Source organism: Desulfitobacterium sp. (genome assembly GCF_034927245.1).
Taxonomy (GTDB): domain Bacteria; phylum Bacillota; class Desulfitobacteriia; order Desulfitobacteriales; family Desulfitobacteriaceae; genus Desulfitobacterium_A.
Map to the genome: position 1 here is coordinate 118,104 of NZ_JAYFQK010000008.1, position 19,924 is coordinate 138,027.

The window sequence follows — 19,924 nt, forward strand, 5'->3', positions numbered from 1 at the left end:
AAACGGGGGAGGGACAGTAATGGCTCAATATCAAGTTACGTTTATGCCGGAGAAAAAAGTCATTGAAATTGAGGCGGGAACTTCCCTGATCAAGGCGGCTTCAAAAGCCGGAATATTTATTAAATCGGGCTGTGGCGGTGCGGGGACATGCGGGGCTTGTAAGGTTAAGGTTATTTCTGGGGAAGTTAAAATGATGGGAACAGGAAATCTGAACCCAGAGCAAATCGCTCAAGGAGTAAGACTAGCTTGTCAGTCCTTGGTGCAAGGTGATTTAACAGTCGAGGTACCCCCGGAATCGCGCATCCGGGAACATCAGGTACTTATGGAAGATCTAAAAAAGGGAATTCTGCAGGAATCCTCAGGTGATCTCTTGGAAAAGTATGGACATCAGCCGTTAGCCGGTAAAATCAGAGTTCAACTTTCCGAACCGACTTTAACAGACAATGCAAGTGATTGGGCGAGATTATCTGTCGAACTTAAACGGAACCTTCCTTATGAAAAAAATATTGAAATCCCCTTATCTGTCTTGCGCGATTTGCCCGAAACCCTTCGTCAGGCAAATTGGGATGTTTCCATTATATTCAACGATTTAGATGACAAGTATGCGATAGCTCGCATCGAACCGGGGAATGATCGTCCACCGTATGGCTTAGCCATCGATATCGGCACAACAACAGTTGTTGTTTACCTTGTTAATCTCCAAACGGGTGAAGTTGAAGATAAACAGGGAACCTACAATAAACAAGCCAAATTCGGAGATGATGTAATTTCCAGGATTGTTTACGCGATTGAAACCCCCGAAAGTCTGACAGAGATTCACCAAGCAGTAATTGACACTATTAATGAATTAACGGACAAACTGCTTGTGCGGAAAAGCCTAGTGCAGACCGACCTTACAGCAGCGGTTGTAGCCGCGAATACGACAATGACTCAACTGTTTTTAGGAGTTAACCCTCGCTATCTTCGTCTCGAACCATATATCCCTACAGTAAGTATTACCCCCTCTGTTCCGGCACGGGAGCTCGGTTTGCATATCCTGCCTGAAGCCTTAGTTCATTCCTACCCGTCGGTTGCAAGCTATGTGGGCGGAGATATCGTCTCAGGGGCTCTCATTACGGACATGGCGAATGAAGAAGAGATTACTCTCTTAATCGACATTGGTACGAACGGCGAGATTGTCCTTGGTAATCAAGACTGGCTTGTTTCTTGTGCTTGTTCGGCAGGCCCATGTTTTGAAGGCGGTGGGATAAATTTTGGAATGCGTGCTATGCCGGGCGCAATCGAGCGAGTAAAAATTGATCCTAAGACATTGGATGTAGATCTGAACGTTATAGGGCGAATTCCCCCCGTCGGCATATGTGGTTCCGGACTTGTAGATTGTTTGGCTAAGATGCGAATTGCGGGAATCATCGATCGAGCCGGGAATTATCAGCTTGAGCATCCATCTCATTCAGCGCGTTTACGTCAAACATCAGATGAAAAGGAATTTGTTCTTGCCTGGGCACATCAATCCGGTGGGGATAAAGATGTTGTCATCACGGAAAACGATATTAAGAATCTGATTAGGGCTAAAGGTGCCATTTATGCGGGTATTCGCTCTTTACTGCAAATGGTGGCAATGGATATTGATATGATTGAAAGAATTAAAATTGCCGGTGGTTTTGGCAATTATCTCAATGTCCCTGACTCCGTAGAAATTGGTTTGCTTCCTGACCTTCCGGCAGAAAAATATGAGTTTATTGGCAATTCTTCGGTAAAAGGAGCCTGCTTGGCTTTATTATCTCAAAAAGCATGGCGGGAAGCGGCTGAGTTAGCACGAAAAATAACGTATGTAGAGCTTTCCGTTGGGACTACTTTCATGGATGAGTTTGTATCCGCTCTTTTCTTACCTCATACAGATTTATCCTTATTCCCTTCGGTGGAAGGATAACAGATCTCTAAAATATTCAATAAGCTTGGAGGGACACGAATATGGCAAAATATGTAGCTGTTGCAGGAAAAGGCGGGGTAGGAAAAACAACGTTTACAGCACTCTTGCTTAGACAAATTGTAAAAAATAATAATATTTCAGTGTTGGCTGTAGACGCAGACCCAAATGCAAACCTCAATGAAGCCCTAGGGCTTGAGGTAACTGCAACAATTTCCGAGCTTTTAGAAGAAACGAAAAATCCAAAGGCAATTCCTGTAGGTATGCCGAAAGATGTGTTTGTTGAATATAGACTTCAACAAACTCTTGTTGAATCCGAGGATATTGATCTCTTAGTCATGGGCGGACCACAAGGGCCGGGTTGTTACTGTTATCCTAATGATCTTCTCCGTAAATATCTAGAGAACCTGGGAAGTAACTATGACCTGATTGCGGTTGATACCGAAGCCGGATTAGAGCATATCAGCCGTCGAACAATTCCTCATGTGGATACAATGTTTGTCATCAGTGATTCCTCCGCACGCGGAATTCGCTCCGCAGGACGCGTTAATGATTTAATCAAAGGTTTGCATTCTGCGGTAGGGGAAGTTTATCTAGTGGTAACCAAGACTACGGATAACGATATAAATTCGTTGTCTGAAGAAATTGAGAAAACCGGACTTAAGCTAATCGGCGAAATTCCGCTCGATCCGCTGGTGTCGGAACTCGATCTGGCGGGTAAACCACTTTACACTCTTCCCGATGAATCGAAGGCGGTCCAGGCCGTAAAAAAAATACTTGAACGAACCCAAATCTTCTAATATTACTCTTATTTTCATAACTCCGAAATCAAAAAGGCTAGAGAGGAGAGAAATACCATGCCCGTAGCACTCGTTAAAGAAAAATATCAGAGTAAAGTAGGTCAAGTTGTCCTCGGTGCTACTTCAGATCAAGGAGGCACCCGCACGAAGGTAATTACTGCCGGGGGAGACAGTGCTTTGCCTTTTCTCCACTTTGAAGGCAAGATGGAAAATCGACCTGTAATTGCGATGGAGGTAAATGATATTGTTCCACCCTGGAGTGATGTCATTAAGGACCAGTTTGGAGATGTTTTAGATAACCCGGTCGCTTGGGCGAAAAAATGTGTTGAAGAATATAATGCGGACATGATCTATTTAAAATTGATTGGTGCCAGTCCGGATGGCGAAAATAAAAGTTCTGAGGACTGTGCCCGTATTGTCAAAGACGTTCTTGGCGCTGTGGGAGTGCCTCTGGTAGTAGTAGGTTGTGAAGATGCCGAAAAAGACAATGAGGTTATGGCAGCTGTTGCTGAAGCGGCAGCGGGCGAAAATCTCTTGATCGGTCTAGCTGAGCAAGATAATTACAAATCTATTACCGCCGCTGCCATGGTACACAAGCACAATGTTATCGCACGTTCCCCGCTGGATATCAACATTTGTAAACAATTAAACATTCTGATCAGCGAAATGGGATTACCGCTTGAGCGCATCGTTATTGACCCAATGATTGGCGGCTTAGGCTATGGTATTGAATATGCTTATTCGATTATGGAACGTGCGCGTTTAGGTGCTCTTGCTAATGATAAAATGCTTTCCATGCCCATGATTTGTACTGTAGGTTATGAGGCGAATCGGGCAAAAGAAGCAAATGCTCCTGATGATGAATTTCCGGGTTGGGGAGAACTCCATGACCGGGCAATCCTTTGGGAAACCTTAACAGCAACGGCCCTTCTTCAAGCCGGTGCAAGTATTCTTCTTATGCGTAATCCAGCGGCGGTGCGTCTTGTCCAACAAAATATCGCGGATCTTATGGAAGCAAATGTTTAAGACTTAATCGAGCATCAATTTGACCATAATGAAAGGGTGTGTTTTTGTTGATCATTATCGGTGAGCGGATTAATGGAATGTTTAAAGACATCGGGGACGGCCTTCGTAATAAAGATCCTAAACCCATTCAAGAGTGGGCATTAAAACAACAAGAGGGCGGTGCCCATTATCTTGATGTTAACTCCGGCCCAGCTGTTCCCACGGAAGAGAGGCCGCAAGCTTATGAATGGATGGTTAAAGTTATCCAAGAAGTTTCCGATTTACCCCTATGTTTAGACTCCACCAATTATGATGCAATTGAAGCTGGGCTAAAACTTTGTAAACGTCCTGCATTGATTAATTCAGTTCCCGCAGAACGCCCAAAAATTGAGAGGGTATTTCCGATGGCAGTACAATATAATGCTTCACTTATTGGACTAACGATGGATAAAAAGGGGATTCCGAAAGATTCTGATAACCGTTTAGCGTTTGCAATGGAGCTTGTTGCTTCTGCGGATGAGTTTGGTTTGCCCATGGAGGATCTGTACATTGATCCCTTAATTCTGCCTGTTAATGTTGCTCAAGAGCATGCACCTGAAGTTCTTAAATCGCTTCAAATGATTAAAACCTTAGCTAATCCGGCACCTCGTACCGTTTTGGGCCTTTCTAATGTTTCTCAAAAGTCTCCTGACCGTCATTTAATCAATCGGACCTATATGGCTATGGCAATGGCCTGTGGACTTGATGCCGCTATCATGGATGCCAACGATGATGATCTTGTTGATGTTGCAGCGACTGCTGAAATTTTGTTAAACCATAGTATTTATGCTGATTCATATCTTAAAGTATTCCGCCAACGTTAGGTTCTCAAAATTAAATACTTATACGAAATACAGTTATCCGTAATAGAAAAATACTTACTCGTAAGGGGTAAGTATTTTTCTATTTTTTATGGATTTATCATACAATGCTCGAAAAACGCATAGCTATCAAAGCAGAAAAGAAAGCGGAGGTGGACAAACATGGAGACATTTTATAAGGAAAATTCAGATGTTCAAGAGTGGGTAGACATATTGATTGAAAAGCTTTTTACCGTAAGTTTACTTAGTGGTCCGGAAGCTGATTCAGAGTTTTATAGGGGAAGGCAGGCAGCAGGGAAAATATCAAGCATTCTTCAAAGTATCACTAATTTGCCGGAAGATATTTTAAAGGATGGGATTCGTCAGCTAATTGAACAGCGGCTTCCCGATACGCGAGTAATTGAAAATTTCCCGCAATTTTATAGTCTGATGGAGGAAATGATCAATACAAAACCTCTAATCACAGAAGAAGAAAGAAATGAGGATGTGGCAGTCAAAGTTTTTGGAATAATAAATCCATCGGTTCACCAATTGCCTTCAACGCTTTTTAATGACTCTTCTATTTCCCCTGTTCATGGGTTAGAACAAGATCGAAAACCCGAACAAGAAATTGAAGAGGATATTGAACTAATTGAACCAATTGAACAAAATACAGGGGACATAGAACCAATTTTAGGGGAAGATTTAGAACAAGTCGTAAGAGAGGATTTGGAACCCGGATCAGCCCAAGAAAAGGAACAGATTTTACCGATTCTCAATGAGGAGATTCCGACTCAAAACAAGAGGGAACCTCTTAACCCGATTCCCAGCGGAGCGGAACAATTAGTAAAGGTTCTTAAACAGTTTTTCCCTGATGATCAACTTCTTTGGAACAAAAAGATAGATGATTATTTAATATTTGCTCAAATTAAAAACCTAGCGGTTCTTATTCCTAATAATTCCTCGGAATCCGAAAAAATGAAAAAACGGCTAGAAAAACAAGGTTTAAATGTTCTGATCTGCCACGAAGATGATTTAGCCTATCCAAGACGATTGGAACGATTCGTTCGTCAAACCTTACGCCATACACTTTCTTCTAATACTTCTTCATCGTTTTTAAGTTAAATGGTAGGAATCCTCAATTTACTGTCGAATATTATAATTTATATAATTATAAAAACAAACCTGAAATGAGGGTTCAACAGTGGCAGATCGCTTGGGCGAAATTATGAAAAAAACATTATTGGCGATTGAAACAGGAAAAGAGGAAATCTTTCATATCGCAGAAACTTCTAGAACGGAAACACAACGTCTAACCCAAGAACTTGCCCAGCTTCGCATGGACATTTCCGAAACGATCAAGAAAGTGGATCAGTTACATAAATTAGACCGTAAGATGCGACAACACCTTATGGAGGTAAGTCGGGACTTTAAAAGTTATAGCGAAAAAGAAATGATTGAAAGCTATGAAAATGCTAAAGAGACGCAGGTTCAGCTCCAGCTTTACGAAGCAAAAGAATATCAAATAAGAGCTCGTCGTGATGAAATAGAACGTTCTCTTAGGCAAATGATGGTTACTATTGAGCGGGCAGAAAATCTGATGAGTCAAATCAGTCTAGCCATAAATCTTCTTCAAAGCGGAATTAACGAAATGACACAAGACCAAAACTTAGAAAAGCAACAGGAAGTAGCGCTTCGGATCATTATGGCACAAGAGGAAGAACGTCGTCGTGTTGCTCGCGAAATTCATGATGGACCTGCCCAAAACTTGGCCAATATTGTACTCCGTTTAGAAATTACGGAAAAATTATTAGAACTAGACCCCAAACAAGCTAAAATCGAACTTCAGGATTTAAAGACTCTTGTTCGTTCAAATTTACAGGATATTCGCCGCATTATTTTTGACCTTCGTCCGATGGCTCTCGATGATCTCGGAATTATCCCTTCTTTACGGAGATATATGGATAATTTCCAATCGACCTATAAAATAGAGTGCGAATTTATAGTACAAGGGCGTGAAAAACGTTTGCTTCCCGCTATGGAAGTAGCCATCTTTCGATTAATTCAAGAAGCAATGACAAATGTTGCTAAACATGCTCATTCGGAGAAGGTAAAAATTGAACTTAGTTTTGAAGAGGATATAACGATTGCGCGAATAATTGATTTTGGTCAGGGATTTGATTTTAATGCTGTTTTAGAAAATCCCGGTGAACATTTTGGACTTATTGGCATGAAAGAACGGGTAGAAATGTTTTCCGGACAGTTTTCAATTATATCTCCAACGGGTGTTGGCACAACGATTGAATTATCTATACCTTATAAAAAAGAGGAGAATTTGGAATGATAAATGTTGTCCTAGCTGATGATCATCCACTCCTCCGTGAAGGATTAAGAAGAATTCTTGAATTCGAAAACGGAATCCAAGTTATTGCTGAGGTCGGCGATGGTCAGGGTGCAATTAATATTTCTAGATCTAAAAAATTTGACGTATTGCTTATGGATTTAAACATGCCTGGGGTAAACGGCTTAGAAGCTTGTCGTGTCATTCGACGGGAACATCCTGAAATTGGAATTCTTGTTTTAACCGTTGATGATTCTGATGAAAAGGTTTTTCAAGTGCTTCAACTTGGGGTGGCTGGATATTTATTAAAAGATGTAGAACCCAAGACACTTGTTGAATCAATTTATAAAGTCTATAATGGTGAACCTATATTGTCACCGGCTGTTACGGGAAAACTTTTAGGGCAATTATCACACCCTTCACAATATAAAGAGAATTACGGATTGAGCGAACGTGAATTAGAAATACTGACTTATGTAGTAAAAGGCGCATCGAATAAAGAAACTGGACAAGCTCTCTTTATCAGTGAAAAAACGGTTAAAAATCATCTTTCTAGTATCTTTCGGAAGCTTGAGGTAGAAGATCGTACTCAGGCCGCTTTAAAGGCTATCAAGCTTAAGCTGGTAAGCTTGGATTAAATGATATGGAGGGTATTTAATGAAGATTAGTTTTTTCGGTGCTGCTCAGGTTGTTACAGGTTCGTCATTTCTGGTAGAGGTGGGCAGGTTTCGGCTTCTAATTGATTGTGGACTATTCCAGGGAAGTAAAGCTATAAAAGAGTTAAACTACAGGGATTTCCCCTATAATCCGGCTGAAATAGACGCTATGATATTAACACATGCCCATACGGATCACGCCGGACTTATTCCAAAGCTAGTCAAAGCGGGGTTCCAAGGGAAAATCTGGACAACCGCAGAGACTGTTAAACTCTGTTCAGTTATGCTTCCGGATAGTGGACATATTCAGGAAAAGGATGTTGAACGACTTAATCGTAAACGAGCCCGTGCGGGTCTGGAGGCGTTAATTCCAATCTATACTGCTAACGAGGCACTGGAATCACTGAGCAATTTTCAACCCGTTAATTATCGGGAAAAGATTGAGTTAGCCCCGGGAATATCTTTTACTCTATATGATGCCGGACATATTCTTGGTTCGGCTCATATTTTTCTTGAAGTCGAAGAAGATGGATTGAATAAAAAAATAGTTTTTTCCGGGGACATTGGCAATCAAAATCAACCTTTTATCGAAGATCCCCAGATTTTGAGTGAAGCGGATATAGTTTTCATGGAAACAACTTACGGTGCGCGTTTACATAATGAAAAAAATAACCGTGTCGAACAGTTGGCTTCTGTTATTCGTTCAGCTTATGAAGCCGGAGGAAATTTAATTATCCCTGCCTTTGCTATTGAAAGAACTCAGGATCTTTTATACTATATTCACCAACTTCAAATCGCGAATAAAATACCGATTATGCCAATCTATGTTGATAGCCCACTCGCTATCTCCGCTACAAAGATATTTCAAACCAATACGAGTAATTTTGATGAAGAAACACTGGCCCTTCTTGCTAAGGGTGAAAATCCGCTCATGATGTCAAACCTTCATTTTAGTCAAACAATGGAAGAATCTATTGCTATAAACAGTATCGAAGGTGGAGCCATAATTATTGCTGCCAGCGGCATGGCCGATGCCGGGCGGATTAAGCATCACTTAAAACATAATCTTTGGCGTGAAAATGCCACCGTGTTATTTGTCGGCTATCAGGCAGAGGGTTCTTTGGGACGGCGCCTTCTGGAAGGAGCCCACGAAGTCACTATTCATAGTGAAAAGGTTGCGGTTCGAGCGAAGGTTATGAGCATAGAGGGTTTTTCAGCTCATGCAGACCAAGCCGAATTGTTAAATTGGTTAACACACCTAGGACATAAAGCCGAACATATAATTTTAGTCCATGGTGAACCTGATTCACAGAACATTTTTGCAAAATTAGTAGAGGAAAGGTTTGGAAAGAAACCGTTAATTCCTAGACTGGGAGAGATTTATTCTTTTGCTGCAGGACACGTCGAATGCATCTTACCAGATCACCCTTGGCTGCCTGCTGCATCTGCGGAAACCACAGTCTCCCCGACTTATGAATCCGAAACCGGGCGTTCAGAATCACACGTTCATTTCCAACCGATTGCTACCGGAAAGTCAAGGCAGACTTCAGAGCGGAGAATTTCTCAGGCTCAGGTTAATCGGGCTTATATTCGCTTACGCCATAAATTAAAAGCTCTAATCGATCAAGGACAAAGAACGCATCAGTTAAATCAGGTTCTTTCTCAACTCGAAAGCATTTCTCAATGGCTCGATGAACAGCAACATTCTAAAAGGCATTAGATAATCGAAAATAACGGAGCTGATTCATGATGAACTACAGTTCATGGTTATCAGCTCCTTGTTACTTATCCATTATCCTTTGTAAGACCTATAAGACCTTAGCGTATTCAGTAGTTTGCCGTTTAATACCGGAGAGAAACCTCAACATTTCCTCTCTGCGTTTAACCGCTAATCGCCGCCCGGCTTTTGTATAGACTTTGTTAGGCAAAGCCTCAGCAAAAGTACGAGCCCGTTCAAGAGCATCTTCAGGGGTTTTAATGAGATCATCATATCCAATTAAGCTGAATAATCGCATTAGCCCAATATTCCCCAAGTTATCCAAGATATCTGCATCTCTTAGATATACTGCTTCATCGCTTCGCCCCGGTTCGGAATAATACATATGGGTTTCAACCGCTTCGAGAATAAGTGGTATTTTGGGGGTTGGAAAGGCCATACGTTGTAAGATATTACTTGCTACTCCCTTCGAACGGAGCGGATGATCTATATTGGGCAGTGCATAAGCGGGATATCTTCCGATATCGTGAAGCATTGAAGCGATATAGAGGATTTCGTCATCAAGAGACAAATGGAGAGAGAGCTCTTTACTCAAATGATATACCCTGGTACAATGTTTGATGCCCCATGCTGAATGGGCTCCTGATTTGCCAAAGATATGTAATATGTCTTCTTTTGGGCTCATATATAAAAACCTCCTTGTTATCTTGTTGTAAAATATACGCCAATAATAGGAATAATCCTCCTAGATATTGGAAAACATATCTCGTCTATTTTACAAAACAGGAATCATTTTTTATATCTTCGCCATTTAACCTTTTATATCGGAAGGATTAGTGAAATAAATACCGAATTCCTATTAGTCGATCCATTATTTAAACATATGATTGCATAAGAAGGACCCTTATAGTCTTTGAGGAGTGAATTAGATGTCTAAGGTTAATGTTTATGGGAGTTTTATGCAAGCTCTTTTCTTTTCTAATACGGTTTCACTGCCAAAGTATTTCCTTACGCATTATTCTCAGCTTGGCTTAAGCAATGAAGAAGCAATGCTCGTGATACACATCTTTGGTGAAGCAGATGATTCAAAGGATTTGACACCTAAAGATTTAGCTCATCGCATGAATATTGAATTAGCGCAAGTGGAGAAGTATCTAACCAACCTAACAGAACGTAATTTTATAACCATTGAAAGACGTTGGAATTCTAAAGAGAAGGTCTGGTATAATGGGTATAATTTTGTAGGCATTATTGATGAATTGGCCGAATGTTGGGCAATTGAGCAGGTCAAACAATTTGAAGAAGAACAGAAGCAGGCCAATCAAAACCAATTTTATACAGATCCGTCCTTAGAACGAATCATGCGAGCTTTTGAACAAGAGCTTGCCCGTCCCTTAACAGAAATAGAGTGTAATTTTATCCGCGATTGGCTCGGTGCTCATTTTACGGAAGAATTAATCCTCGAAGCGTTAAAAAGGGGTGTTAGTGCGGGAATTCGTAATTTCCGCTACCTTGACTCCATTTTGAGGGAGTGGGAAAAGAAGGGCCTTCGAACTCTTACAGAAGTAGAGGCTGACGACATTTATTTCCAAACACGTCAGGAGAATAAAGGAAGGGCTAAGACCAAAAATGTTCGTAAAATTCAGCAGGATAAGTATGAAAACTTTTATCTCTAAGGGGGAGGACGAACGTGAAAAGTCTTAAAGACCTAATGAAAGACGATTATATTGCCAATCTTAAAAAACAGCGAAATACGAATCCTACTTCTGATTCCTCTCTATCTTCAACAAACGCCCAGAGTAAATGTCCGATTTGTTTAGATCGCGGAATAGTGGTAAAAGATAATGTTGCGTATCCTTGTTCTTGTATGCAGCAAAAGAAAATGGAGAATCAATTTAGATATGCGCGCATGGCTAGGGGCTTACTTAATTGTCGATTTGAAAACTTTCGCCAGGAATACTACCGATCTTTAAATTCACAAGATCAAACCTATTTTGAAAATGCGAAAAAGGCGCTTAAAGCTTCTCAGGAATTTGTACAGCAGTGCTTAAGAGAATCACATGGACTTGGCCTGCTTCTGACAGGTCCTGTTGGTTCCGGAAAAACATTTTTAGCCGCTTCGATTGCAAATGCATTGATGGAACATGATAAAAGGGTACTGTTCCTTGTAGTCCCTGATTTGCTTGATGAACTAAGGGCAACCTATAAGTCAGAAACGAGTGAAATCGATCTATTGGATACTGCTCGTGAAATTCCTATACTGATTCTTGATGACTTGGGTGCGCATAATTACACAGAATGGACGCGAAATCGCATTTATTCCATTATAAATTATCGCTTAAATGAAGAATTACCCACCGTAATTACGAGTAATCTTTCCCTTGAAGAGATGGACGAGCATCTCGGGGCTCGGACAACTTCCCGTTTAATTCAATCCTGCCGTATTTTTAGGCTTAATGTTGACCAGGATATCCGCTTAACTAAATATCAAGAACGCGAAAAAAAGTAAATTAATTTTTAAAAATATGCATGTCTTACAAGGACATGCATATTTTTTATAAGAGAATAATTTACGGAGGTGGCTAGTCATGGCCAAAATTATTGCGATCAATCGTCGATATTTAACCCTGACCTTGAGTGTGCTCTTAATTTGCTTTCTGGGAATTGCAGGGGTAACACTTTGGAAAACCGCAAATGCAAGTACGACAAAAACAAATATGGTTCCTGAAGTGAAAATGTTAGGCTTGGTGGTAGAGCCGGTTTCCCTTACTCAAGATTTGACATATGGTTCCGTGACGTTGAAAGGAAGTCAAGTTATTACGAGTAAAATGTTTGATTTTATCGTTACTGTTCAAAACACAACAGGTCAAACAATGACTAATATTCCGGTAGAATTAGAAGTTTCTCTCGTTGGTGATGAGACTCAAAAAATAAACAAGCTGGGTAATCTTCCTTCTTTGGATCCCGGTGCAACGGCTCGTGTTGCTTTCAGACAAGTTAAGGCCCTTGGTGATGCCCAAGGGAAAAGTGCAACTGCCGGACAACACAAAATTACGTTAAGAGTTAAACCGAATGCAGCAGGAGGAATCAATCAAGCTACAGAAGCTACTTTCTACTTCAATGTTGACACCACAGTTAAGGCTCCTAAAGCTGCAACACCCGCATCATAAAGAAACTTTTTAAAGATCACTAATTATAAATAGCATTAACCCCGTATTTGCTTTGAAGTGAATACGGGGTCTTTTTCTATACACTGTCGGAAAGCATAAGTGCAACCAGCGGCTTTGCCTTCCTACGATGTATGCGGTTAAGTGTGGCAGGATAAGGCGACTAAGTTCAGCGCTTTGGCGCTGCTCAAGTCTTCTTTATCGCGAAGCCAAAGCTGGGTTTTCTATACCTTTTAAAAAAGAGCATAGTTCCCTTAACTCTGCGGTTATAATATTCAAGGAGGTGCAGTAACTTTGGAAATTCTAGCGGACTTACATACACATACAATAGCTAGCGGGCATGCTTATAGTACACTTTCAGAAAATGCGGCATCTGCTGCTAAAAAAGGAATAAAACTTCTCGGCATGACTGATCACGGACCAAGTATGCCCGGAGCGCCTAATTTATACTACTTCGGTAATTATTCAATAATTCCTCAAAAACTGTTCGGAGTTCAAATCCTTGCCGGTGTGGAAGCAAATATAACCAGTCATGAGGGGGAGTTAGATATCCCGCTCCGTTATTTAGTAAACATGGATATTGTTTTAGTCGGTCTGCATGTTATCTGCTACCCGGGGGGGAATTCAGAGCAGAACACTCAAGCTTACCTCAAAGCAATGTCTAATCCGTATGTAGATATTATGGTACACCCTGGCCGTCCCGAGTTCGAAATGGACCTAGAGAAAATTGCCTATACATCAGCACAATTAGGAGTGCCTATCGAAATCAACAACAGCTCTTTGAATCCTGAGAAGGAAGGAGCTTGGAGTAATTGCCAATACTTTGCACGCTGCGCGGCAATGTATGGCGGTCCAATCGTTTTGGGAAGTGATGCTCATTTTTGGGATCGAGTGGGAAAGCTCGAGCTTGCTTGTGAACTTGCCGGGGAATCCGGAATAAAAGAGGAGCAGATCCTTAATTGTTCTCCGGAGCGAATTCTGGCCTATCTTGAACTACGACGGAAAAATAGAGGCTTAGCTTAGTTCTTTCCCGGAACGTTTCCCAGAATAAACCATATATTGTCATAGATGAAAGACACTGGTCTTGCTTGCCTAATAATAAAGTGAGGGAAGGGAGGGCAACATATGAACCCAGGGATTCCTTCCGGTACTAAAGATCCATTAACCCCTATCAATATGGCGCTATATATTTATGTACCTATTAGTTCCGTTGCCGGCAGCCCTGTGTTGGTGTTTCGTCTGCCTTTTCTCGTGGGTCATATTTTTTCCTCGGTAGGAGTGCTTGAGGGAGTCGGTATTTTTCTTCTTATTGCTCAATATCTTTTTAAACTTGAGTCTGTCCCCATGATAGACCTTTCAAATAATCAAACGATCCGTATGCCTGTTAAAGAGCTCCAGGATTTTTTAAAAATGCTTAATATTAAACAATCGGGGACAAGTTCTCCAAGTTCACAAACGCCAAGTCCTTCTTCAATTACACAGACTACGAATCTATCGGGAGTACGAGGCTATCCTACCCCTTTACCGCCGGAAGCACCTTTAGTCGTTGCCATAATTGTAACTGCTGATTTCTCAAATGTTAACTATTCACCAAATATGTCTTTTCTCGTCCCTATTATTTCTTTTCCCGGTTTACGAGGTGCCCTGCCATTATTAATTCTATCTTTGCTTGCAACGATATTTGTGCGTGCGGTCGCCGCTCCTGAAGCAACGGGAGCAAAACCTATCCCTAAAGAGGGTGAACGGTCAAATTCGTCCCTTAAAATTACTCCGGAAGAATTGCTGCGAATTATCAGCCGTTTTGGTAAATATTTTAGCTCTAATTAATTTGTTCGTCTTAATAATTTATAGTACAATGATCAGAGCATAAAATATTAGTGCGAAAATCAAGCAAATGCAAAAGGACGTGCAACGTTTAATGCAAATACGACTAAAAAGACCTATCGGAAGAGAGCAAATAGCTGCTTCAATTATTTATTGCTGTATAGCGATTACCCTTCTATCGTTATTGACTGTTGATCTCATGGGGGTCAAGGTTAATAACGTTGAAGCAGTAGATCGTGGACTCTATACAGTGATTACCGAAAAAGGTCCTGTTAATGTACAATCAAGTGATGTTTTAAGAATCGAAAGGACGTATACCAAGGCTGTTGTTACAGGTACCCCTGTAGAAACAGATAAAATCTTTACGACAAAAGGGTTTATTTATGCCGCAACAACCGATCCTTTTTATCAGAATGTACGTCAACTCATCAATTCAGTGGATTTCGAAGGCAAAGAAATATGGGAACGTGAAGATATAACTTGGGAATCAGTTAAACCTTATGCCTATGCTATGGGTACTCCCCAAGCGCAGGTTTCTTTGCTGTTTTTCCTGCTTTCATTACAATATGTTGTCTTAAGCATCGGAGCCATAGCCCTCGTCATTTTAATTTTTCCGTTGCCATGGAAAGAAGTTAAAGAAAATAATAAGGAAAAACGACCCGGCAAAGCCCAGGAACAAGATTATTGCAATGAGGAACAACTAAGTTCCGCTGCTAAATAAATAAGGTTATGAAACGAGCCGTACTAATTGGCAATTCACGGCAAATATCTGAACTTAAAACAATAATGCCCTTGGCTAATTATCAGGCAATAGCGACAACCTCTAACGGGATTGAAGGTTTACGTCTTTTTCATCGCTTTGAGCCTGACTTAGTTATTATGACAGGGAACGTTCTTGGATTAAGTGCATTTGACTTACTGCAAAGCATAATTACACAGAGAATTTGTCCGGTTATTGTTATAATTTCTCAGGAAGATACGAATGCATTGCCTGAAATAATTAAATTAAATGCTCATTATGTACTTGTTCAACCCCTTCGTGCTTTTGATTTAATCGCAGCTGTTCTTTATTCAGAGCAACGATTTTCAGAGGAACAAAAAAATCTCAAAATAACAACACACTTAGAGAAGGAATTGAAAGTTCGAAAAATCCATTATCAAGCTTTGCTAACGCTTATAGGAAAAAAAGGATATGACGAAAATACTGCCTATCGAGTGATGCAGCAATACGCGATGTCCAAACATAAAACCATGTATTCTGTTGCCATGGAAGTACTCAAGGGAAGTTGGTTACCGGAATAAAGAAAACCCGGCTTTGCCTTCGCTAAGGCAAAGCCGCTGGTTGCACTTATGCAGGAAGAAAGTATACTACCGAAGGTTATACTTTCAAACAGTATAAAAAAAGGGCCAGAAGGCCCTTTTTGTGTATCATCCTTGTTTCCCAACGTATTCAACCAAATCCAGTACTCTGTTCGAATATCCCCATTCATTGTCATACCAAGCTAAAACTTTAACGAGATTATCTTCCATGACCATTGTGGATAATCCATCAATGGTTGAAGAAACGTAACTTCCATTTAAATCACTCGAGACAAGGGGAAGATCTGTATAATCGAGGATACCTTCGAGAGCACCACGGCTGGCATCTTTAAATAGAGCATTGATTTCTTCCTTCGTGGTTTTCTTTTCGACTTCGACAACTAAATCAACAACGGAAACATTTGGTGTAGGAACTCTCATCGCAAAACCGCTCAGTTTCCCGGCCAGTTCCGGTAAAACTAAGGCAACAGCTTTGGCCGCACCCGTAGTTGTAGGAATAATATTCATACCTGCGGCTCTAGCCCGGCGAAAATCTTTATGGGAGACATCTAATATTTTTTGATCATTTGTATAGGAATGGACAGTTGTCATAAATCCGCGTTCAATATGGAAGGCATCATTTAAAACCTTAGCGACGGGGGCCAAGCAGTTTGTAGTACAGGAAGCATTAGAAATCACGTGATGAATTTTTGAGTCATAACTCTTTTCATTAACTCCCATAACGATAGTAACATCTACTTCTTTAGCGGGAGCACTAATAACAACCTTTTTTGCCCCATTTTTAACATGCTTTTGACAAGCAGGTCCATTATTGAATTTGCCGCTGGATTCAACAACAACATCTATACCAAGATCGCCCCAAGGAATATCACCAGGGTCCGTGTGTGAAACAACAGTGATCATCTTGTCGTCAATCTTGAAGCCACCTTCGGTATATTCTACTTTTCCGGGGAAAATACCATGTACAGAATCATATTTGAGTAAGTGAGGTAAAATTTCTCCTGTGGTCCGGTTATTTACGGCTACAATTTCTACATCTTTGCGTCCATATGCAGCTCTTAAAACATTTCTACCGATACGGCCAAATCCGTTAATCCCTACACGAATAGCCAATTATCGCACCCCTTTTCTTATAATGGTATCATGCAATTGTTATATTAGCATTTTTTTGAGTATGACACAATTATTTTTTATGCAATACTTTATTCCTTATGACAATTTATTGTGACATACTCGAGTATAAAAATATTTTGATTATTATGAACCTTTTAATTAGGCATAAATGAGGTAAACTAAGATTAGAAATTGTTGAGGGGGATTTATTATGCAGGTTAAAGTTCATCATATTAAAGGAATGCATTTTGAAGGTGAAAGTCAATCTAAAATCCGTACCCAAATTGATGCGAGTGTAACAGCCGGAGGAACCGGAATAGGATCAAGTCCGATGGAGATGGTTCTGATGGCTATTGCCGGCTGCAGTGGCATGGATGTAGTTTCCATTCTTGAAAAGATGCGCGTTAATTATCAACGTTTCGAGATTAGTGTTCGGGGAGATCGAGCAAATGAACATCCGCGTGTTTTTACGGATATAGAAGTCTGTTATCAATTTTGGGGTGAGGGGCTTGAAGAAGAACAGATTCTAAAAAAAATAAAACGAGCAATAGACTTATCAATGGAAAAGTATTGCAGTGTTGCTAATATGATTGATAAAGTTGTTAACTTAACTTATAGGCTGGAAATTAATTCGAAATGATATTGCTCGAATTGCAATAGCTATTGAAGGAATATAACACATTTGCTATAATATTGAATATTGATGACGAAAAATAAAGGCCGCACTCTTTTAGCGGCTTGTTTTTTTGGTTCGAGCCGTAATTTCACTACTAATTTAGAGGAGATTGGAATTTTATATGAAAAAAAGGCAAATGGGGACTAAAAAAATTCGATGGAAGAAAGTTTTGTCATTTCTACTTTTTAACCTGGTTTTAGCTGCTGTTTTAGCTCCCTTTATCGTTTTTTGGGGTCCTTTTGGGGCAATAAAAGTATTAGCTGTTGGTTCTATTGAGACTTCTAGGCATCCTCAAGTTGTAGAATTCTTTCTTTCAGACGAAAAAATAAGTGAAATCATGCATACGTATGATTCCACAGGTGCGGCAGTCGGCTTAAATGTTGAGTCATCTAAAGTTGTAAGCGATCCGTCCTTAGGAATAACTATTGAAGATATCAAAGGTCAGAACTTTAAAGGAAAAGTGATGTTGATAAAAGATCCGACTCGGGTTAAGGTTGCAGTAACAAAGGAAATCGGAGTAGCGGGTGAACGTTTGAGTGATTTTGTTAAGGATACCGGAGCGATTGCTGCAATTAATGCAGGGGGATTTTATGATCAGAATGGTAAAGGAAACGGAGCCTTTCCCGATGGTGTAACAGTGCATAATGGAGAAATTGTGCACAATAATGTGGGTAATACTGCAGTTAATTTGGTTGCTCTTGATAAAAATGGCAAGTTATTAATGGGGAACATGACAGCTGACGACATTGGAAAAAAGAATATTCAGGAAGCGGTAACTTTTGGACCTAATCTTGTGGTGAATGGTCAGCCTGCCGTTTCCGGAGATGGCGGCTGGGGAATAGCCCCACGTACGGGGATCGGTCAAAAAGCGGATGGAACGATTATTTTTCTTGTTATTGACGGCCGACAACCGACCTATAGTATTGGGGCAACCTTGCGTGACATGATGAATGTTTTTATTGAGTATGATGCAGTCAATGCGGTAAACTTAGACGGAGGATCGTCCTCAGAGATGGTTTATAACGGAAAGGTTATGAATAAGCTTTGGAACGTTTTTGGCGAACGTTATCTTCCAACAGCTTTCGTCGTTATGCCAAAATAACGCTCTGAGTCGAGTTAATGAAGGAATTGAAAAGGGGACACTCGATGAAAAAGTTGAGAAAAAATTTTCGAATGATCATTTGCTGGACCCTCGTGTCCTTAATGCTGCAAATACCTGCTTATTATTTCTTAAATAGACAGATCGAAAAAGTAATGGCTCCCTCCGAAAAAGAGGCGGTTGTTCGCACGTTAAAAACAAATATTCCCGGAACGTCTTTCAATAATACACAAATTTCTTATGCCAAGGATTATCTTGCCTATGAAGAAGACGGCGTTTTAAAGGTATATAACCTTGAACAAGAGAAACAGGTTTTTTCAAAGGCTCCGCCGAGTAACGATAAAGATTTGGGTGTTCTTTATTTTCAATGGCTGCCTGACAGAAATACATTAATCTATTTTTACGCTCGTAAAAATCCAAATCCTGTAACCACGAAAGTTGTACCCGATACATCCCAAGGCGCTTCTAAATCATCCAAGCCGGATGGTTCAAGTACAAACGGAACAGCGCACACACAATCTACAGCCCCGACTCAAGCTCCAGATTCAAATGCGAGTAAGACCGAAGATCCAAACCAAGCTCCAAGCCAGGCTCCTTCAGGCGGCTCAAGCTCCACACCCCAACAACAACGTGTAGTAACAATTTATAACAATCCGCAAATTACAGATCTCTATACCCTTGAATTACCTAACAGTGATGATACAACAACTCCCCCGGATGATCGCTTCAACGAGAGCATTGATAGTTTCCCAGCCGGCGGGAAAATTACCAATATGGTTGTATCAACATTTACGAATTTGATATATCTGACGATAAAGAGCGGCACAAATCTTCAATTGATGGAGATTGATGTCATGAAGAATGTGAGAACATTGAATCGTTCAGGTGAAGTAATCACCAAAATAGTGGCTTCGGACAAATTCGGAACACTGTATATAGAGAGTAAAACAGGAAAAACAAAAACTATCCAAGCCCTTGATGGATCAAGTCGGCATAACATTTCCAGTGATCAGAATGAGACAATTTTAGGAAACAGAGATGGCACTCTATATCTTGGAAAAGTTCAAGATGATAATCTTGTAGAAATTCGCTCGGCCGCTGAAAATTCGGATTCTACAAATTTAAATTTTAAGACCGTATGGCAAGGTTCAATTCCTTTCAAAGATGCTAAAATAGTTATCGGGGTAAAGGATCAGATTGTAATTAACTCAGGTCAAACAGCCTATATCATACAAAGCAATGGTCAACAAGAGCAAGTCGAATTATCCGGAAAAGAGAATATTATTTCTCAAGATGGGGCAGAACTCATTGAACTTACCCCGAATGACAAATCTACTGATGTTGAACTTAAACCGCTTAGTAATTCATAAGATGTAAATAAGGTGGGCATTCCTGAAGGGTTAAACTTCTTGGAATGCCCACCTTATTGCATTTAGGGCA

At 40.5% G+C, this 19,924-nt stretch carries 20 protein-coding genes; 18 read left to right on the forward strand and 2 right to left on the reverse strand.

The window, feature by feature from the left end; all coding sequences use genetic code 11:
* Positions 1-19 precede the first annotated feature (19 nt).
* The 8 genes from VB077_RS02615 to VB077_RS02650 all read left to right on the forward strand — a co-directional run bounded on the left by VB077_RS02615 (position 20) and on the right by VB077_RS02650 (position 9,288).
* Positions 20-1,930 carry an ASKHA domain-containing protein gene (locus VB077_RS02615; protein ID WP_323413658.1) on the forward strand — a complete coding sequence of 637 codons (1,911 nt, stop codon included), beginning with the start codon at positions 20-22 and terminating at the stop codon, positions 1,928-1,930.
* 41 nt (positions 1,931-1,971) lie between these two features.
* Positions 1,972-2,727 (forward strand): AAA family ATPase, encoded by a 756-nt coding sequence (locus tag VB077_RS02620; protein WP_323413659.1) that lies wholly within the window; start codon positions 1,972-1,974, stop codon positions 2,725-2,727.
* Positions 2,728-2,784: 57 nt separating this feature from the next.
* On the forward strand, positions 2,785-3,753 hold the full coding sequence (locus VB077_RS02625; protein WP_323413660.1) for an acetyl-CoA decarbonylase/synthase complex subunit delta: 969 nt from the start codon (positions 2,785-2,787) through the stop codon (positions 3,751-3,753).
* A gap of 47 nt (positions 3,754-3,800) precedes the next feature.
* A complete protein-coding gene (locus VB077_RS02630; protein WP_323413661.1) occupies positions 3,801-4,595 on the forward strand; it encodes a methyltetrahydrofolate cobalamin methyltransferase in 795 nt (264 codons plus the stop codon).
* Between the two features lie 159 nt (positions 4,596-4,754).
* Entirely contained in the window at positions 4,755-5,696 is a 942-nt protein-coding gene (locus VB077_RS02635) for a hypothetical protein (protein ID WP_323413662.1), read from the forward strand.
* Between the two features lie 79 nt (positions 5,697-5,775).
* Positions 5,776-6,915, forward strand: coding sequence for a sensor histidine kinase (locus VB077_RS02640; protein WP_323413663.1), 1,140 nt, complete (start codon positions 5,776-5,778; stop codon positions 6,913-6,915).
* Positions 6,912-7,550: a response regulator transcription factor gene (locus VB077_RS02645; protein WP_323413664.1), complete on the forward strand. Its 639-nt coding sequence runs from the start codon at positions 6,912-6,914 to the stop codon at positions 7,548-7,550. Before VB077_RS02640 ends, VB077_RS02645 begins: the two co-directional genes overlap by 4 nt.
* Positions 7,551-7,569: 19 nt before the next feature.
* Positions 7,570-9,288: an MBL fold metallo-hydrolase gene (locus VB077_RS02650; RefSeq protein WP_323413665.1), complete on the forward strand. Its 1,719-nt coding sequence runs from the start codon at positions 7,570-7,572 to the stop codon at positions 9,286-9,288.
* An 88-nt stretch (positions 9,289-9,376) separates the two neighbouring features.
* Here the strand turns inward: VB077_RS02650 and VB077_RS02655 are convergent, their stop codons facing one another.
* Positions 9,377-9,970, reverse strand: coding sequence for an HD domain-containing protein (locus VB077_RS02655; RefSeq protein WP_323413666.1), 594 nt, complete (start codon positions 9,968-9,970; stop codon positions 9,377-9,379).
* Between the two features lie 244 nt (positions 9,971-10,214).
* Between VB077_RS02655 and VB077_RS02660 the strand changes: the two genes are divergently transcribed.
* From VB077_RS02660 to VB077_RS02690, 7 genes are all read left to right on the forward strand, one after another.
* On the forward strand, positions 10,215-10,961 hold the full coding sequence (locus VB077_RS02660) for a DnaD domain-containing protein (RefSeq protein ID WP_323413667.1): 747 nt from the start codon (positions 10,215-10,217) through the stop codon (positions 10,959-10,961).
* Positions 10,962-10,975: 14 nt separating this feature from the next.
* On the forward strand, positions 10,976-11,794 hold the full coding sequence (locus VB077_RS02665) for an ATP-binding protein (RefSeq protein WP_323413668.1): 819 nt from the start codon (positions 10,976-10,978) through the stop codon (positions 11,792-11,794).
* Between the two features lie 79 nt (positions 11,795-11,873).
* Positions 11,874-12,455 carry a hypothetical protein gene (locus VB077_RS02670; RefSeq protein ID WP_323413669.1) on the forward strand — a complete coding sequence of 194 codons (582 nt, stop codon included), beginning with the start codon at positions 11,874-11,876 and terminating at the stop codon, positions 12,453-12,455.
* A gap of 291 nt (positions 12,456-12,746) precedes the next feature.
* The gene (locus tag VB077_RS02675) at positions 12,747-13,475 is read left to right on the forward strand and encodes a phosphatase (protein ID WP_323413670.1); all 729 of its coding nucleotides are present in this window, start codon (positions 12,747-12,749) and stop codon (positions 13,473-13,475) included.
* Positions 13,476-13,577: 102 nt separating this feature from the next.
* Positions 13,578-14,279, forward strand: a complete 702-nt coding sequence (locus tag VB077_RS02680) for a hypothetical protein (protein ID WP_323413671.1) — start codon at positions 13,578-13,580, stop codon at positions 14,277-14,279.
* 91 nt (positions 14,280-14,370) lie between these two features.
* Complete coding sequence (locus VB077_RS02685; protein WP_323413672.1) at positions 14,371-14,997, forward strand: hypothetical protein; 627 nt, start codon at positions 14,371-14,373, stop codon at positions 14,995-14,997.
* Positions 14,998-15,005: 8 nt separating this feature from the next.
* On the forward strand, positions 15,006-15,578 hold the full coding sequence (locus VB077_RS02690; protein ID WP_323413673.1) for an ANTAR domain-containing response regulator: 573 nt from the start codon (positions 15,006-15,008) through the stop codon (positions 15,576-15,578).
* Positions 15,579-15,704: 126 nt separating this feature from the next.
* On the opposite strand, the gene gap is transcribed toward VB077_RS02690, so the two are convergent.
* Positions 15,705-16,709: a type I glyceraldehyde-3-phosphate dehydrogenase gene (gene gap / locus VB077_RS02695; protein ID WP_323413674.1), complete on the reverse strand. Its 1,005-nt coding sequence runs from the start codon at positions 16,707-16,709 to the stop codon at positions 15,705-15,707.
* A 211-nt stretch (positions 16,710-16,920) separates the two neighbouring features.
* Between gap and VB077_RS02700 the strand changes: the two genes are divergently transcribed.
* From VB077_RS02700 to VB077_RS02710, 3 genes are all read left to right on the forward strand, one after another.
* Complete coding sequence (locus VB077_RS02700) at positions 16,921-17,349, forward strand: OsmC family protein (protein ID WP_323413675.1); 429 nt, start codon at positions 16,921-16,923, stop codon at positions 17,347-17,349.
* 157 nt (positions 17,350-17,506) lie between these two features.
* Positions 17,507-18,487 carry a phosphodiester glycosidase family protein gene (locus VB077_RS02705; RefSeq protein ID WP_323413676.1) on the forward strand — a complete coding sequence of 327 codons (981 nt, stop codon included), beginning with the start codon at positions 17,507-17,509 and terminating at the stop codon, positions 18,485-18,487.
* A 44-nt stretch (positions 18,488-18,531) separates the two neighbouring features.
* On the forward strand, positions 18,532-19,854 hold the full coding sequence (locus VB077_RS02710) for a hypothetical protein (protein ID WP_323413677.1): 1,323 nt from the start codon (positions 18,532-18,534) through the stop codon (positions 19,852-19,854).
* Positions 19,855-19,924: the final 70 nt, after the last annotated feature.

Bases quoted from the DNA above. Each gene is read 5' to 3' on its own strand.
- VB077_RS02690 (WP_323413673.1), top strand. From the start codon at position 15,006: ATGAAACGAGCCGTACTAATTGGCAATTCACGGCAAATATCTGAACTT.
- VB077_RS02710 (WP_323413677.1), top strand. From the start codon at position 18,532: ATGAAAAAGTTGAGAAAAAATTTTCGAATGATCATTTGCTGGACCCTC.
- VB077_RS02615 (WP_323413658.1), top strand. From the start codon at position 20: ATGGCTCAATATCAAGTTACGTTTATGCCGGAGAAAAAAGTCATTGAA.
- VB077_RS02660 (WP_323413667.1), top strand. From the start codon at position 10,215: ATGTCTAAGGTTAATGTTTATGGGAGTTTTATGCAAGCTCTTTTCTTT.
- VB077_RS02685 (WP_323413672.1), top strand. From the start codon at position 14,371: ATGCAAATACGACTAAAAAGACCTATCGGAAGAGAGCAAATAGCTGCT.
- VB077_RS02645 (WP_323413664.1), top strand. From the start codon at position 6,912: ATGATAAATGTTGTCCTAGCTGATGATCATCCACTCCTCCGTGAAGGA.
- VB077_RS02670 (WP_323413669.1), top strand. From the start codon at position 11,874: ATGGCCAAAATTATTGCGATCAATCGTCGATATTTAACCCTGACCTTG.
- VB077_RS02705 (WP_323413676.1), top strand. From the start codon at position 17,507: ATGAAAAAAAGGCAAATGGGGACTAAAAAAATTCGATGGAAGAAAGTT.
- VB077_RS02655 (WP_323413666.1), bottom strand. From the start codon at position 9,970: ATGAGCCCAAAAGAAGACATATTACATATCTTTGGCAAATCAGGAGCC.
- VB077_RS02625 (WP_323413660.1), top strand. From the start codon at position 2,785: ATGCCCGTAGCACTCGTTAAAGAAAAATATCAGAGTAAAGTAGGTCAA.
- VB077_RS02635 (WP_323413662.1), top strand. From the start codon at position 4,755: ATGGAGACATTTTATAAGGAAAATTCAGATGTTCAAGAGTGGGTAGAC.
- VB077_RS02700 (WP_323413675.1), top strand. From the start codon at position 16,921: ATGCAGGTTAAAGTTCATCATATTAAAGGAATGCATTTTGAAGGTGAA.
- VB077_RS02680 (WP_323413671.1), top strand. From the start codon at position 13,578: ATGAACCCAGGGATTCCTTCCGGTACTAAAGATCCATTAACCCCTATC.
- VB077_RS02650 (WP_323413665.1), top strand. From the start codon at position 7,570: ATGAAGATTAGTTTTTTCGGTGCTGCTCAGGTTGTTACAGGTTCGTCA.
- VB077_RS02620 (WP_323413659.1), top strand. From the start codon at position 1,972: ATGGCAAAATATGTAGCTGTTGCAGGAAAAGGCGGGGTAGGAAAAACA.